Source organism: Streptomyces sp. NPDC046977, assembly GCF_040644455.1.
In the GTDB taxonomy this organism is placed as follows: Bacteria; Actinomycetota; Actinomycetes; order Streptomycetales; family Streptomycetaceae; genus Actinacidiphila.
Genome location: NZ_JBEYWO010000006.1, coordinates 231,487 through 246,153, shown reverse-complemented (window position 1 = coordinate 246,153; position 14,667 = coordinate 231,487). Strand labels below are relative to the sequence as shown.

The following is a 14,667-nucleotide window of genomic DNA, read 5'->3' as shown; positions in this document are numbered from 1 at the left end:
GCCGTCACGGCGCCGAGGACAGCCCGCGCTCCTTCAGACGGGCCCGGTAGGCCCGTACGTTCTGGGTGTTGCCGCAGGTGGTGACGTCATGCCACACGCGTGAGCAGTTCTTGGAACGGTCGTAGAACGCGCCGCGGCAGCGCGGGTTCGCGCACACCTTCAGCCGGCGCAGCGTCCCCCCGTACGAGGCCGCCACCAACTGGACCAGGGCGTAGGAGCGCAGCGCCTCGACGTCGTCCCCCTGGGCGCTCAGCCGCGCGCCTCCCGGGCCGAGAGTGACGGCGGCCGTCGTCCCGATCGAGGGGACGGCGACGGTCTCCGCGGTTCCCTCGGCGGGCCCCGGGGACAGCAGGGCGCGCAGGTCGTCGCGGAACGACACGACGTGCCGGAGGCCGCCGGGGTCCAGGCCGTCCGGCATCGCCGGGGCGCCGGGGTCGATCCGGTGGAGGACGGCGGCGGACGCGTGGAGCCACTGCCGGGCCGCATCGGCGGACTCCAGCAGGTCCGGCTGGCGCGGCTTGCCGAGGCTGGCGGTGTTCAGCAGGTCCTGGACGAAGCCCAGACCGCCCGGCGCGCTGCTCTCGGGGGCCTCGTAGCGAGCGGAAGCGGGCCATCGGGCCGTTGTCATCTCGTCCTCCTCCTCCTCGCTTCCGCCGGACAGATGTAAGAGCCTATCGCCTTCACCTCTGGCAACGGCGGCAGGGGGCTCCCGGGGAGGGCCGTCCGCCGGGCCCGCTACTCTCCCCGGAAGTCGACGGCCGGACGCGGCCGGCCGGCCTTGAAGGCGGCAACCGCCGACGCGAGTCCGGCCGTCGCGTCCCGGGTCTCGAACAGCGGCATCGCGATGTCGAACATCGCGTCGTCCGCCGCCTTCACGCCGCCGGCGTCCCAGAGGCGCAGCAGCGCCTTGTGCGCGGCGTGTGCGCGCGTCGGTCCCGCGGCCACCTTGCGGGCGAACGCCCGCGCGGCCTCCAGGACTTCACCGTCCGGCAGCACGTGGTTGACCACTCCGGCCTCGGCCATGGTGGCGGCGGGCACCTGTTCCGAGGTCAGCGCCCATGCGTAGGCACGGGCACGGCCCGCGCGCGCCGCCACGCGGTGAATCCCGCCGAGGAGCGTGACGATGCCGAGGGTCTGCTCCGGATGCCCGAACCGCGCCCCCTCCCCGGCGAAGATCACGTCGGCGCGCAGGGCGAGTTCGAAGCCGCCCCCGAAGCACAGGCCGCCCACCGCCGCGACGACCGGTACGGGAATCTGCTCGAAGCGGTTGAACGCGAACATGTACCGCTCGAACAGCGTCCGCAACTGCCGGGTGTCGAGGTCGGGCCAGGTCACGATGTCGCCGCCGAAACTGAAGTCGGGCCCCTCCGCGCGCACGACGACCGCCCGCGCGCCCGCCGACTCCGCCTTCTCGACCGCGGCGAGCAGCTCGGCGGCCATCCGCTCGTCGATGCGGTTCTGCGGCGGATGGTCCAGGACGATCTCGGCGACCTGTTCCTCGACGACGACGTGCAGACGGCTCATGGGTGCTCCCGGTCCTCGAACATGCCGCGATCACTTCCCCCGGTGCGGATCCGGCTCCGCGGTCTCCGTGCTCTCCGCGGTCCCCGCGCTCCCCTCGAAGAAGTGGGCGGACGGGACGGTGCCGGCCAGCCGGTCGCGGAGCTCGGCGGAGAACCGCAGCGCCGCCCCGAGGGGCCGGTGGTGGATCGCCGCACGGGTGACCTTGCCGTCGGCGTTCTTCTCCAGGACGGTGACGCCGGAGATCGGCAGGCCGCCGAACGCGGTCGCCCGCCACTGCAGGTAGGTCGTGGTGCCCTGGGTCACCTCGGCGATGAACTCCAGTGACTCGTAGACAGCGCTGGCGGCGGCGAGGGCCGTGGCGACGAGCTCGCGTCCGGCGAGGGGGCGCACCAGGACACTCGCCTCCAGGACGACATCCCCGGCGAAGCGTGCGGCAAAGGTGCTCGCGGACTGCGAGGCGAAGCCGCCGCGCCAGCCCGAGGCCGCGTCACCGGGGTCCAGGGAACGCAGGAAGGCGAGGATCTCGCCCGCCAGAATGTCCGGGAACTCCACGTGCAGCCAGTGACCGCCGCCGGGGACGGTCGCGACACGCGCGCCGGGGAAGCGGGGCGCGATCGTGCCGGCGACCAGCTCGTGCGTGACAAATCCGTCCTCGGCACCGCGGACGATGAGGACCGGGCCGCCGTAGGCGCTCGTTCCCGGTGCTTCGGCGACCCCGTTGTTCCAGATGTCGACATATCGGGCCACCACCGCGGCGGGTACCAGCCTGCCGGCGCGGCCCAGCCTGTCCAGCGCGTCGCTGTCCAGGGCGGGAGAGAGGCGCGCGCGGACGGCCCGCTCCGCCTCCGGGTTCCCACCGAGGGCCCGGAACGGCGCGACCGACCTGTCCGGCAGGTGCGTCCCGCCGAGCGGGACCGGGGTGAGCAGGACGAGCCCGGCGACCCGGTCGGGCCGTGCGGCAGCCGCGAGTTCGACGACCTGGCCGCCCATGCTCTGGCCCATCACCACCACGGGCCCCTCGATCGCGTCGATGACGGAGGCGACCTCGCCGGCGAACAGGGTCAGGCTCAACTCGCCCATGTCCTGCGGCTCGGACGCCCGGCCGCCGGACCCCGGCAGGTCGTAGCGCACGGTGGGCACCGCGCCTGCCACCGCCTTGACGAGGCCGTCCCACACGGCGGCATCGTCCAGGAACCCGTGGACGAGCAGCAGCGTCCGCGTCGCCTCGCCGTCGCGGCGGACGGGGGTGCCTGCGGGAAGGGTCTCGTCGGTCATGTCTGTCCCGTCGTCGGTGGGGGCGACGGCCGTCGGGCCGCCTCGATGAGCGGGCACTCGTACATGAGCATATTCCGAATACTTATTACTGGCCAGAAACGTCCTTCGGCAGGGGTCACTCACCCAGGAGGGCGAGGGCTCCGTACCAGACCGGGCCGGGGTTGATCCGGTCCGGGTGGCGCCGCAGCATCTCGTCGTAGAAGTCGCGCGCGCCGGAGGCCGTGCCCAGCAGCTCCGCGACGTCCCTCAGGTACTGCCGGGTCGTGCCGACGGCGGCCGGGGAATCGGGCAGGTCCTTGTTCTTGTGGCCGGCCACCACGGCGGTCGGACGCAGGGCCTCCACCTGGTCGAGGGCCTTCTGCCACTCCTCCAGACCGCCGTCCACGCCTTCGCTGAAGTACTGGTGGACCCCGTTGTAGACGACGTCGCCGGCCACCACCAGCCCGGTGGACGGCACGTGCAGGACGGTGGTCCCGTCGGTGTCGGTGTGCCCGACCTCCACGGCTCGTAGCGCCCTGCCCTCCAGTGCGAACCCGTCCGCCGGGACCGGCTGCGCGAGAACGGGGCTGTCGGGGATCTGGCCGGGCCACAACACGTCCCACATCTGCGCGCGGCCTTCGGTGGCCTGCCGGTGCATGAGCTCGATGGTGCCCTCGGTGGCGTACACCGTGGCGCCGGGGAAGCGCTTGAGCAGTTCCGCGGTGCCCAGCCAGTGATCACCGTGTCCGTGGGTGATGTAGACATGGCGCAGGCGCTTGCCGGACGCCTCGATCCAGTCGCCGGTCTCCTTGATCTGGTCGCGGGTGAACGGGACGTCGACGAGAACGGCGTCCCGCTCCCCCTGGATGAGCGTAGTGGTGACCGGCGAGGAGACGATCGGCCGGCCGTCCGGCAGCCGCTGGTCGCCGGCGCGCGGGGCGCCGGCCACGACGAGGGTCTCGTAGCCCAGGGGCTCGGGGGTGGTCATGGGTTCTCCTCCCGTGGGGAGACGTCCTTGTCCGCGGCGGTCGCGAGGTTGCGCGCCCTCGCATGCCGATGGACACCCGCGATGAGGGGTCGCGGGGCCCCGGCAACCCACTCCGGGGGAGGACGCGGTCGCACCTTGGCGCCACGCGCCTCCGCCGAGGACTCCACACGCACCTGCTACCAGCACTTTCCCACTAAAACGGCGCTGGTGCAGGAGTACCCGCGGGACCCCGGGACCGGGCCGGCACACCGGATCGCACAGCACCTGAGCCGGGCGCGGCACACGCCCGAGGACCGGATGCCGGCCCTGCACGACGCCGTCGAGGCCGCCCGGGGGCACGGCCCCGTACGCACAGAGGCACCCCGGGCACGTGGGCCGGGGTGCCTCGGTCCGTTCATGGCTCGCCGCGGCGGGCCCGTCAGGCCGCCGGGCGCCGGGCGAAGGAGCGGGCGCGGGCCAGGCGGGCGGGGTCGAAGGCGTCGGTGGCGCCGGCGCCCACGGCGCCGCCGAGCCCGGCGTTCCCCGCCTCGATCTTCCGGGCGACGCCCTTCACCTTGGGGTGGCCCGGTGCGAGGGCGATCTCGAAGTGGGACTCCTTGGGCACCGGGAAGTCGCCGCCCCAGGCCACCACGCCGTCCAGTTCGGCGAGGATGTCGCGGACCACGGTCAGCTCGCGCGGGTAGAAACCGCCCCGCGCGTTCAGCGGGTAGGCCAGGGGCCTGATCTCGAGCGCCGTGCCGGACAGGTAGTTCGACTCGAACGCCTCTCGCACCCGGTACGACGACGCCCGGTACCCCAGGACGTCGCCGGGGCGGAGCTGGTCGATCTCGTAGTGGAAGCGCCGCGCGACGTACAGCAGGACGGTCGCCGCGGCACCGCCGGCCAGGCGCACCGGCAGACCGCTTCCCTCGATCACCTGGGACCGCGCCCCGTCCGCGGTGAGGACCTGCCAGCCGTTCGCCGAACGGCTGCCGGGCCACGCGGCGGCTGTGTCCTGCGTGTTCGCCGGGACGGCGGCGGCGGGCGCCGCGCCCAGCGTGCCGAGGGCGGCGGCCCCGGCCAGTGCGGTGGTGGTGCCGAGCAGATGACGCCTGGTCAGCTCGTTCACGGTGTGCCTCTCTTGGTGTGTCGGTGGAGAACGGCGAGCCGTGCGGAACGCCGGCCGGACCACGGCCGGAGCGGGGTTCGCCCGGCCCGGCACCGGGTCGTGGCCGGCGTGGCACCTGTTGTGGAGCGGGAGCCGCTGCGGGTACGCGTCGGCGTGCGCCCGTGGCCGGCGGCCGGCGGCGCGGTGCCGAGGAACCGGCGGGCACCGCGACGCCACCGTCAGGGCCGATCGCCCGGCCCCGCACCCACAGGCCGGGACCGGCCGGGAGCACGAGGAGCAGCAGTGCGCTAGCTCCGCGTGCCGGTCCTCGTGGCCCGTGCCGCGGCCCGCTTCGCGGCCTGCTCCTGGTAGGCCGTGAGGTTCCGGCGGTACTGGGCGGCCCGGCTGTTCTCGAGGCCGATCAGGGCGAGCTGACGGTCCGTGAAGCCCTGGCAGAACTCGTCGAACTTGGCCTGACCCCCCGGCAGCAGGATGTAGTCGCCCGGCAGGACGGCGCCGGACGCCGTGATCAGCGCGAAGCGGGCCGGGCTGATCTTGGAGTCCGCCGTGCCGTAGAGCAGGCGGCTGCAGGACGACGTGGTGTTCCCGGCCGTCTGCCAGCGCCGGTCGAAGTGCGCGCGGAAGCGGCTCAGCCCGCCGCCGTTGTTGTACTGGGAGGTCACCCAGTCGACGATGCTGCCGCCCCCCGCCACGTACTTGGCCAGCAGGTAGCCGTCGACGTCCTCGATCATGTCGGTGAAGGAGAAGCTGGAGACCGTGCCCGGGATGGCCAGCTTGGCCCTGCAGAAGGCGCCCGGGGAGGCGTACTGCTCCTCGGAGTTCCGCCAGTCCGCCCAGAAGGTCATGATGTCGCCGCCCCAGCCGGCGACGTCGCCGCCGGTCGCGTCGCCCTTGTTGTCCGGGTCGGGGGCGACCAGGAACCCGTTGGCGGTGGCCATCAGGTGGGCGGCGTCCAGGGTGTAGCCGGTGACGGGATCCGTGAACGAGTAGGCGTCCGGCACGCCCGCGCCGCGGCTGTCGCAGTAGGCGACGAAGTCGTCGTCGTAGCTCCCTGCCAGCCACCACCAGGTCAGGCCCTGGTACTTGCGGTGACGCAGGTGCTCCATGACCAGCTGGCTCGCGTTGGTGCCGACGTTGTTCGCGGCCTTGTAGGCGAGCGCGAGGTCGTGGATGTGCTGCACGTAGGCGATGAACGAGTCGGCCGGGCCGGCCGAGCTGTTCACCGAGCCCACGCCCGGCTCGGCGTACGCGCCGTGCCGCCACACGTCCCGGTCCAGGTCGAAGGTGTCGGAGCCGTTGACGACCTGGAACTCCTTGATCTGGTTCATCGCCCAGTTCGACGGCAGGGGGTAGCCGAGGTTCCCGGAGAAGCCCCAGGACATGCCGGAGACGAAGGAGAAGCGTGCCCCGGTCCGCTCGGTGACGTTGGTGCAGACGTTGCGGGAGCCGTAGACGCCGTGGAAGTACCTCTTGCCGCGACTGGCCAGTCCGGCCACCACGCCGTTGAAGTAGGCGACGACACCCTGGGGCTGGCCGTCGATCTCCCACTGCTGGGCGTCGTAGTCCACGGCGAAGTAGATCGTGGTGCCCCGGTCGAAGCCGTAGCCGGACGCCAGGTCGTGGGCGTTGAGGGCGTGCTGGAATCCCTGGGTGTAGGTGAAGTCGGACAACTGGCGCGCGTTGTCCTGGTAGATGGGGAAGACCCGCAGGCCCGCGTCGAAGATGGTCTGGAGCTCGCCCGGCTTGATCTCCTTGTCGAGGGTGGAGCCCGGCGGGTCGTACAGGTAGCGGCCGACGAGGCGGTAGCCGTTGTCGTACATCCAGCGGGCTCGGGAGCCGGTGATCTGGAAGCGGGTGTCGGAACCGGACGCCGCCCGGTCGGCGTTGCCCATCGACACCAGCAACTGGGCCCAGGTGTCGTACTCGCCCACCCCGTAGGACGGGTCGCCCTGGCTGTACAGCTGCGAGAACCCCTGGAAGATCTCGACGAATTCACGGGTCTTGTCGTCGAAGGTGCTCTTGAAGGTGGTCCGGACCTCGGAGTCGTCGGGGCCGCGCAGGATCACCGGCTCGTTGAACACGCAGGCCGCGGTGAAGAGCTGGACGAAGATGCCGGCGTCGCCCTGGCGCACGGTGTGCTGGCGCAGACCGGCCTGAGTACCGGGCCCGAAGTTCCCGTTGGGCTCCAGTCCGAGCTCGTACTGCAGGCCGATCATCAGGGACTTCTGCACGTCCCGGGAGTAGATGCCGTCGGCCGGGCCGATGCTGTACGCGCTGCGCTGCCAATAACGGCCGTTGAGCCACTGCTGGATGGCGCGGATCTTGTCGGTGCCCCCGGCCACGACGACGTACGCGTCCATGTTGAGGATGCACTTGGCGATGGTGGCGTTGATCGTGCCGTCGCCCTCGGGTATCCCCATGTTGGCGCGCAGGTCCTTGACCGCTTCCCGGGTCACGCCGGTGAACCAGCCGTAGCTGTCGGGCTCGACGCCCCAGTAGCCCTTGCAGAACAGGCCGTGCTCGAGGATGGCGACGATGTTGCGGTTCGCGTCCCAGCCGAAGCCGATCTCTCCGAGGGCCGCGAACCGGGACACGGTGGTCGGCCCGAAACTGGCGACCACGGGAGAGATGCCGAGTTCGTGCTGAAGGCCCATGATCAGGGAGTACATGGTGGACCAGCCGGTACGGCCGTCCTCGGGGCAGCGCTGATAGCCGCTGACACTTCCATAGGTGGCGTTGACCCACTGCTGGGCTTCCAGAACCTTCGCGTCCGCCATCGTCCAGCCTTCACGTCGTGGGGGGACAGGCCGGATCGGAGCCCGGCCTCTGGCCTTGGCCCACCCTAGGAGCGCGTTCTCTCCTCTCTCTCTTCATGTCTCACTTCACACGGGAGACCCCGGCCGCCCGCACCGGGCGGGAGCGGCCGGGGCGGAGGGTGCTCAGGTGGTGTACTCGGAGTTCAGCCGCACGTAGCCCTCGGTGAGATCGCAGCCGTAGACGGTGAACTCCCCGTCCGCGATGCCCAGATCGATGCCGATGACCACCTCGTCGTTCCCCTTGAGGTAGGTGGCGACGGACGCGCGGCGGTCGTCCTCGTCGGCCCCGGGCGGGTAGACGCCGATGTCCCCGAAGCGGACGGTGACGTCCTCCTGGCGGATGTCCAGGTCGTCCTGGCACTTGCCGACGGCCATCACGACCCGGCCCCAGTTCGGGTCGGCGCCGTGCACGGCGGTCTTGACCAGGGGCGAGTTGACCACGGTCTTGCCCACGCGCTTGGCCTGGGCCGCGTCGCGCGCCCCGGTCACCTCGACCTGGATCAGCTTCGAGGCGCCCTCGCCGTCGGAGGCGATCATCTTCACCAGGCCCAGGGCCACCTCGTACAGCGCCTGTTCGAACTCCTCGGCCCCGACGGGTCCGGCGAGGCCGTTCGCGAAGACGGCGGCGGTGTCGGAGGTCGAGGTGTCGGTGTCGATGGAGACGGCGTTGAAGGTGGTGTCCATGACCCGCCGGAACACCGCGTCGAGTGTGTCCCCGTCCAGTTCGGCGTCGGTGGCGAAGAACGTCAGCAGCGTCGCCATGTCGGGTTCGAGCATGCCGACGCCCTTGGCGATCCCGGTGAGGGTGGCGTCGCCGATCCGGACGGTGAGGCACTTGGGGCGGGTGTCCGTGGTCATGATCGCCCGCGCGGCGGCCGCCAGGTCGGCCTCCTCCGCCGGGGGCCAGGCGAGGTCTTCGAGGTGGGCGGTGATCTGCTTCATGGGGTACTGGCGGCCGATGACCCCGGTCGAGGCGATCAGCAGTTCCCCCGGCTCGATGCCCAGGGCGCGGGCCGTGCGGTCCCTGACCTCGACGGCGTTGCGCTCCCCCTCGGGGCCCGTGGCGACGTTCGCGTTGCGCGCGACCACGACCACGCCGCGCGCCGTGCCGTCCGCCGCGGCGTCCCGCGAGAGGTGGACGGACGGGCCGGCGAACCGGGAGCGGGTGAACACCGCCGCCGTCCGGGCGGGCACCTGCGAGGCGATGACGCACAGGTCGTCGCGACCGTCGTCCAGGATGCCGACGGGCGCGACGTGCACGGCGAATCCCCGGGGGACCTGCCCCTGCAGCTCTTGCATAAGAAACCAACTTTCAGAATAGGTATGCAGTCACGTCCGAACGAGAGGCCGGAGCGACCGCCCCGGCCATCACGTCCTTTCGTACCAGACGGCGGACGCCCCGCGCCGCAGAACCACCCGCACGAGCGTCCGCGCCGCGGGGGCGGGTCAGCCGGCCGGCTCCTCCTCCGTCACGGACAGCACGGCGTAGTCGTACATGCCGTAGACCGGGGACATGGCGACGTTCGCCGCCCTCCTCCCCCGGAACAGCACGGACTTCACGAACATGTAGGGGCACATGACGGCCTCGTCCATGGCGGCGCGGTCCACCGCCGTCCAGATGTCCGCGCGCTCCTTCTCGTCGAGCGTCCGCGCCCCGGTGTCGAGGAGCGCGTCGATGGTGCCGCTCGCCAGTTCGCCGAGGTTCTGATTGCCCGTCTCCTTGATCGCCCGGGAGTCGGCGATCTGCTGGAGGAAGCCGTAGCCGTCCGGGAAGTCCGCGGCCCACCCGAACATCACGATCCCGATGCCGTGTTCGCGGACGTACGCCGGTACCCCGGCCGCCTTCGTGAAGTAGTCGCCGCTGCCGAACGGCACCAGGTCGGCGCGGATGCCCACCCGTGCGAGGCCCTCGGCGAGGGCCACCGCGGCGTTCCACTCCTTGCGGCGGTCCGTACGGGCGGCGATCCGGGTGGTGAACCCCTCCGGGAGGCCCGCGAGTTCCAGCTCCCGGCGGGCCGCCGCCAGGTCCCCGGTGCCGTCCGGGCCGACCGGGTAGCGGTCGAAGGGCACATGCCCCGCCAGGGACGGCGGCAGCAGCGAGGTGGCGATCTCGCCGGCCGGCTCGCCTCCGTACGCGGCGAGCATCGCGGCCTTGTCGGTCGCCAACTGCACGGCGCGGCGGGCGTGGACATCGGCCAGCGGCCCGATGTTCTGGTTGATGCAGTACAGCCAGACGAATCCGGTGCGGGGGTTGTCGACCCCGCTCCTCAGCTCCGGATCGTCCAGCAGCCGCGCCTGCGCCTCGGGTTGCACGCCCACTCCGGCCAGGTCGATGTCGGCCCGGCCGTCGAGCAGCAGGCGGTCCACCTCCGGTCCGCTCACCCCGAGCCGCACCGTGATCCGGTCCGGGAGGGCGGTACGGACGGGGTCGGTGCCGGCCCGCCAGTGCTCGTTGCGCTCCAGTTCCAGGGCCTCGCCCGGTGCGTAGTGCGCGATGCGGTACGGGCCGGAGGAGACGGGGCGCAGCCGGTAGCGGGGGAAGGTGTCCCGGGCCTGCGGCACCGCGATGGTCGTGGGGAGCGCGGCGAGACGGTCGAAGGCGGCGAAGGGCTCGCGCAGCCGGAAGACGACCGTGCGGTCGTCCGGCGCCTGCACGCCCGCCGGGCCGGCCAGGTACTGCCGGAAGTAGGCGGGTCCGCCCCGGGTGACCGGTTCCCCGTAGACGTGCTCGGGGAAGGCGGCACGCAGGACGGCGTACCGCACGTCGTGGGCGGTGACGGGGGTCCCGTCCTCGAACCGCACGCCCTCGCGGACGTGGTAGGTCCAGGTGCGGCCGCCGTCGCGGACCTCACCGAGCGCCTCCGCGAGGTCGGGGACGAGCCGGGGCGCGCCGTCGTCGCCGGCGGTGTAGCCCACGAGCGGGCGCCCGATGAGGCGGATGAAGTTCCAGGTGTAGGCGTAGTAGGTGTCGGCGGGGTCGAGGGAGTCGAAGTCGTCCGTGCGGACGAACCTGAGCGTCCCGCCCCTGCGGACGGAGGGGTTCACGATTGCGCGTGATGCTGCGTCGAAGGCCACGGGGTGCCGGCGCCTCTCTCCTCGGACGGGTCTCGGTACGGGTCTCGGCCGGGCACCGGCGCGCTGGGCGCGGGGTGCGCGGTTCAGCCGCGCCCGGCGGGCACCGGGGCGCTCATCAGCCACATCTGACGTGCTCCGGCACGCCGGTAGCCGAACTCGGTGTTGATGCGCAGCATGTGCGCGTTCTCCTGCGCGTTCCAGGTGTCCACATGGGTCAGCCGCGGCTCGGCGGCCCGGCACGCGGCGAGATTGTGCGCCTTCACCAGGCGCCCGAGTCCGGCTCCGCGGTGTGCGGGGTCCACGACGGTGACGGCCTGCAGCGCGTTGTCGGGATTGGTCCGGGTCATGGACAGTCCCGTCCAGGCCACCATGCGCCCGGTGCCGTCGTCGACGACGCCGCACTGGTACGCGCGGCGCCCGCGGGCCGCGCGCATACGCTCGAAGTCGCGGATGCGGGAGACCGCCGCGGCCTGCGGTTCCCGGTCGAGGCCGCCGGTGGGGGCGTCCGCGGAGAGCACGGCCTCCAGCCGCGCGGCCTCGGCCACCAGGTCGCCGGGGACCGCCGATCCCCAGAACCGCAGCCGCAGCGGACCGCGGAGCGGCTCGGGACTCGGCGCCTGCGCGACGTCCAGCCGCAGGTGGTGCAGGACCGCCACCATCCGGGCGCCGATCCGGTCCCCGAAGTGGTGGGCGGGGGCGGCGGGATCGGCGGTGTCCGCGGCCAGCAGCACCCGGGAGCAGTGCCGGGCCGCGGCGTGGCGGCGTACGAACGCGGCGAGCCGGCCGCCCCATCCGCGCCCGCGCCAGGCCGGATGGACCACGAAGACCGCGGCGGTGGCGGTGGCGGCGTTCTCCTCCTGGGGGAACTCCAGGCGCGCGCAGGCCACGCACTCCCCTCCGTCGTAGACCGCCCACTCCTCCACCTCGGTGGCCGGCGGGCCGACCGCGAGCGAGCCCTCGAAGTCCGCGAGGCAGGGGCGGGGCAGGTGGGGTGTGTCGGCCGCGTGCGCCGCGACGCGCAGCGCGTGGACGTCCTCGACCACGCGCCCCGCCCCGCCGTCGACACGGGTGAAGGCGGAGGTCATCGCGCCAGTCCCATCGCCTGGATGTCGTACAGCCCGAAGGCCGGATGCACGTACACATTGGTGAGGTCGGGATGGCGGTGGTGCAGGGTCCGGTCGTGCGCCATGGGGAGGATGACGGCCCGGTCCATCACCGTCGCCTCCACCTGCCGCCAGATCCGGCGCCGTTGGGCGGCGTCCTCGCAGGACTGCGCCGCGTCGATGAGCCGTTCGACCACCGGGTCGTCGAGCTCGGCGAAATTGAAGTTGCCGCCGCCCTGCCTGATCTGCCGCCCGTCGACGAGCGGGGCGAGGAAGCCGTACTCCGTGGGGTAGTCGGCGCCCCAGTCGGTGACGCCGAGGCCGAGGCCGAGGCGGCGCACCGTGCCGGGGTGGCCCAGGCCGCTGCGGTAGTACGAGGCGGTGTCCAGCACCTCCACCCGGGCGCGGATGCCGACCCGGGACAGTCCCGCGGCGAGGGTGCGGGCGACGAGTTCGAACTTGCCCGGTTGCGTGGCGATGGCGGTCTCGAAGCCGTCCGGGAGCCCCGCGGCGGCCAGTTCGGCGCGGGCGGCGGCCAGGTCGCCCCTCAGGTCCGGCCCGGACGGGTAGGGGTCGGCGCCGCTGTGGGAGGGCAGGTGGGGCGGGATCAGGCCGGTGGCGAGCGAACCGCCGACCCCGTCGCCGCCGCGGGCCTCCAGCAGCGCCGCCTTGTCCGCGGCGTAGAACACCGCGCGCCGGGCGTGCACGTCGTCCAGCGGCGGGACGCGGGTCTGGACGGTGACGTACTGCAGGAAGCCGGTGGCGGGATTGTCGGACCGAGCGCGCAGGGCGGGGTCGGCGAGGATCACGTCGCGCGCCTTGTGCTGGATGCCCCTGCCCTCGACGTCCACGTGGAACTCCCCTGCCAGCAGGCGCCGGTCCAGTTCGTCGACGTCGACACCGAGGACGGCGGTGAGGGCGTCCGGCAGGGCGCGGCGCACCGGGTCCGTCGACCCGTCCCACTCCGTGTTGCGGACGAGGTGGAGGGAGCGTCCGGGCTCGTAGCGGTGGATGCGGTAGGGGCCGGAGCAGACCGGCGCGCCGCCGTAGGCCGCTCCGGAGTCGCGGTGCGCGGGCACGGGCGCGGTGTTGGGCTGCGCCATCAGGTAGTCGAAGTCGGCGAACGGCCGCTTCAGCCGGAAGCGGAGGGTGCTCTCGTCGGGGCACTCGACGGCCCTGCACCGGCCGCCCCGGTAGGGGCCGGGGTAGCCGCCGTGGTCGAGCAGGTCGACCAGGTAGGTCGGTCCGCCGGGCAGCACGTCCTGGGCGAAGACCCGCTCGACGGCGTGGGCGATGTCGCGGGCGCCGATCTCCTCCCCGGTCTCGAACCTGGCACCGCCGCGGATCCGGTACGTCCAGGTGAGCCCGCCGTCCGAGACCTCGCCCGGCTCGCACGCCAGGTCGGGTACGACGGCGGGGGTGCGGGGGTCGGTGCCGAAGGCCATGAGCGTGCGGTGCATGGTCCGCTGGAGCAGCCAGGACCACACGTAGTAGGTGCGGGCGGGGTCGAGCGAGTCGACGTCCGCCGAGGCCACCATGGCCAGCGTTCCGCCGCGCCGGTCGGAGGGTTCGGCGACGGCGCCGACGGCGGCGTTCCAGCCGGTCATCAGCCGAGCTCCTTCACATACAGGTACTGCGTCGACAGGGTGCATCCGCGGGAGACCTTGGCGTCCGTCGAACCGATGCCGTAGTGGACGGTCTTCACCCCGTGGCGGGGGGCGTGGTCGGCGAGCGTGTAGTACAGCAGCTCGTAGTAGAGCGGGAGTCCGCCCTGCGCCGCGTAGTCGAAGCCGGCGCGGTGCGCGAACCAGTCGCCGCCGTGGGAGAGGACCAGCCCGAAGCCGGCGATCCGTCCGTCCAGGACGGCCTTGGTCACCAGCGCCCGGTCCCCCAGCCGCTCGGCGGCGGCGTACAGCACCGCCTCGGAGCGCCGCGGATCCCAGCCGGTCATCCCGTACTTGGCGAACAGCTCCGTCTCCAGGGCGGCCAGGCGCGGGACTTCGGCGGGGTCCAGGGGCTCCAGTGAGATCACGGCGTCCGACGCCTCGATGCGCCGCCGTTCCGCGCGGACCCGCCGGGAGCGCCGGGAGCGCAGCGCCATCGCGTAGTCCATGAATCCCTCGCCGGGCAGCGTGAGGGCGGCGAACTCGCCGGACACGTGGGAGAGGTAGCCGCGTTCGACCAGGACCTGGCGCTGGACCCGGTCGGAGGCGTCGACGTACGGGAAGCAGATCGAGCGGCACCCGTGGAGCGCGGCGGTCCGCTCGGCCCGCTCCACCACGTCGTGCGCGCTCCGCGCGGTGGCGTCCGGGTGCAGCAGCAGCCGGGTCCGGCCGAGGTGGCGGCCGCCGCACATCATCGAGGGCATGAGGCGGTCCGGGTCGCCGAAGCCCGTGAGGACGTCGGCGGCACCGGCCATGCCCTCGGCCGCGCAGTGCCGGATCAGCAGGTCGGTGCGGCCCAGCGCCCAGGGCGACCCGCGGTCGGCCAGCACCAGCGGCAGGGCCGCCACGAGGCGCGCCTCCTCGGTCGCGGTCAGGTAGGCCATCCACGCTCCCGCGGAATCCTGGAGGACGCGCATCCAGTCGGGGGTGAGGAAGAAGTCCTCACCGCCGACGAGCGCGGCCCAGCCGGCCTCGCGCGCCTCCTCGGGCGTCCGCCACTGGTCGATCACCATTCCACCGGTCACGCCGGGAGTGTGGCCCGCCGCGATCTCCGGCCGCTCTCGAAGTGCTCCCCGCCGACGGCGATACCGGCCCGAGAGATCCATGAGAGAACCCCGCCCCAGGGTGTGCACAG

The 14,667-nt window shown here is 72.7% G+C and carries 11 protein-coding genes; all 11 read right to left on the bottom strand.

Going from position 1 to position 14,667, the window contains the following annotated elements:
- Positions 1-4 precede the first annotated feature (4 nt).
- Positions 5-628, bottom strand: coding sequence for a CGNR zinc finger domain-containing protein (locus ABZ883_RS12210; protein ID WP_360905508.1), 624 nt, complete (start codon positions 626-628; stop codon positions 5-7).
- A gap of 107 nt (positions 629-735) precedes the next feature.
- A complete protein-coding gene (locus ABZ883_RS12205; RefSeq protein ID WP_360905507.1) occupies positions 736-1,524 on the bottom strand; it encodes an enoyl-CoA hydratase/isomerase family protein in 789 nt (262 codons plus the stop codon).
- A gap of 30 nt (positions 1,525-1,554) precedes the next feature.
- Positions 1,555-2,799: an alpha/beta hydrolase gene (locus ABZ883_RS12200; RefSeq protein ID WP_360905506.1), complete on the bottom strand. Its 1,245-nt coding sequence runs from the start codon at positions 2,797-2,799 to the stop codon at positions 1,555-1,557.
- A 115-nt stretch (positions 2,800-2,914) separates the two neighbouring features.
- Complete coding sequence (locus ABZ883_RS12195; RefSeq protein ID WP_360905505.1) at positions 2,915-3,766, bottom strand: MBL fold metallo-hydrolase; 852 nt, start codon at positions 3,764-3,766, stop codon at positions 2,915-2,917.
- Positions 3,767-4,184: 418 nt separating this feature from the next.
- Positions 4,185-4,874 carry a hypothetical protein gene (locus ABZ883_RS12190; RefSeq protein ID WP_360905504.1) on the bottom strand — a complete coding sequence of 230 codons (690 nt, stop codon included), beginning with the start codon at positions 4,872-4,874 and terminating at the stop codon, positions 4,185-4,187.
- Between the two features lie 287 nt (positions 4,875-5,161).
- Entirely contained in the window at positions 5,162-7,651 is a 2,490-nt protein-coding gene (locus ABZ883_RS12185; RefSeq protein WP_360905503.1) for a glycoside hydrolase domain-containing protein, read from the bottom strand.
- Between the two features lie 162 nt (positions 7,652-7,813).
- Positions 7,814-8,989, bottom strand: a complete 1,176-nt coding sequence (gene argJ / locus ABZ883_RS12180) for a bifunctional glutamate N-acetyltransferase/amino-acid acetyltransferase ArgJ (RefSeq protein ID WP_360905502.1) — start codon at positions 8,987-8,989, stop codon at positions 7,814-7,816.
- A 147-nt stretch (positions 8,990-9,136) separates the two neighbouring features.
- A complete protein-coding gene (locus ABZ883_RS12175) occupies positions 9,137-10,735 on the bottom strand; it encodes an ABC transporter substrate-binding protein (RefSeq protein WP_360905501.1) in 1,599 nt (532 codons plus the stop codon).
- Positions 10,736-10,848: 113 nt separating this feature from the next.
- A complete protein-coding gene (locus tag ABZ883_RS12170; protein ID WP_360905500.1) occupies positions 10,849-11,850 on the bottom strand; it encodes a GNAT family N-acetyltransferase in 1,002 nt (333 codons plus the stop codon).
- The gene (locus ABZ883_RS12165; protein WP_360905499.1) at positions 11,847-13,475 is read right to left on the bottom strand and encodes an ABC transporter substrate-binding protein; all 1,629 of its coding nucleotides are present in this window, start codon (positions 13,473-13,475) and stop codon (positions 11,847-11,849) included. The genes ABZ883_RS12170 and ABZ883_RS12165 overlap by 4 nt, the downstream gene beginning before the upstream one ends.
- On the bottom strand, positions 13,475-14,557 hold the full coding sequence (locus tag ABZ883_RS12160) for a GNAT family N-acetyltransferase (RefSeq protein WP_360905498.1): 1,083 nt from the start codon (positions 14,555-14,557) through the stop codon (positions 13,475-13,477). Before ABZ883_RS12160 ends, ABZ883_RS12165 begins: the two co-directional genes overlap by 1 nt.
- Positions 14,558-14,667: the final 110 nt, after the last annotated feature.

Excerpts from the sequence above, each read along its gene's own strand:
- ABZ883_RS12210 (WP_360905508.1), bottom strand. The coding sequence starts at position 628 with ATGACAACGGCCCGATGGCCCGCTTCCGCTCGCTACGAGGCCCCCGAG.
- ABZ883_RS12205 (WP_360905507.1), bottom strand. The coding sequence starts at position 1,524 with ATGAGCCGTCTGCACGTCGTCGTCGAGGAACAGGTCGCCGAGATCGTC.
- ABZ883_RS12200 (WP_360905506.1), bottom strand. The coding sequence starts at position 2,799 with ATGACCGACGAGACCCTTCCCGCAGGCACCCCCGTCCGCCGCGACGGC.
- ABZ883_RS12195 (WP_360905505.1), bottom strand. The coding sequence starts at position 3,766 with ATGACCACCCCCGAGCCCCTGGGCTACGAGACCCTCGTCGTGGCCGGC.
- ABZ883_RS12185 (WP_360905503.1), bottom strand. The coding sequence starts at position 7,651 with ATGGCGGACGCGAAGGTTCTGGAAGCCCAGCAGTGGGTCAACGCCACC.
- argJ (WP_360905502.1), bottom strand. The coding sequence starts at position 8,989 with ATGCAAGAGCTGCAGGGGCAGGTCCCCCGGGGATTCGCCGTGCACGTC.
- ABZ883_RS12170 (WP_360905500.1), bottom strand. The coding sequence starts at position 11,850 with ATGACCTCCGCCTTCACCCGTGTCGACGGCGGGGCGGGGCGCGTGGTC.
- ABZ883_RS12165 (WP_360905499.1), bottom strand. The coding sequence starts at position 13,475 with ATGACCGGCTGGAACGCCGCCGTCGGCGCCGTCGCCGAACCCTCCGAC.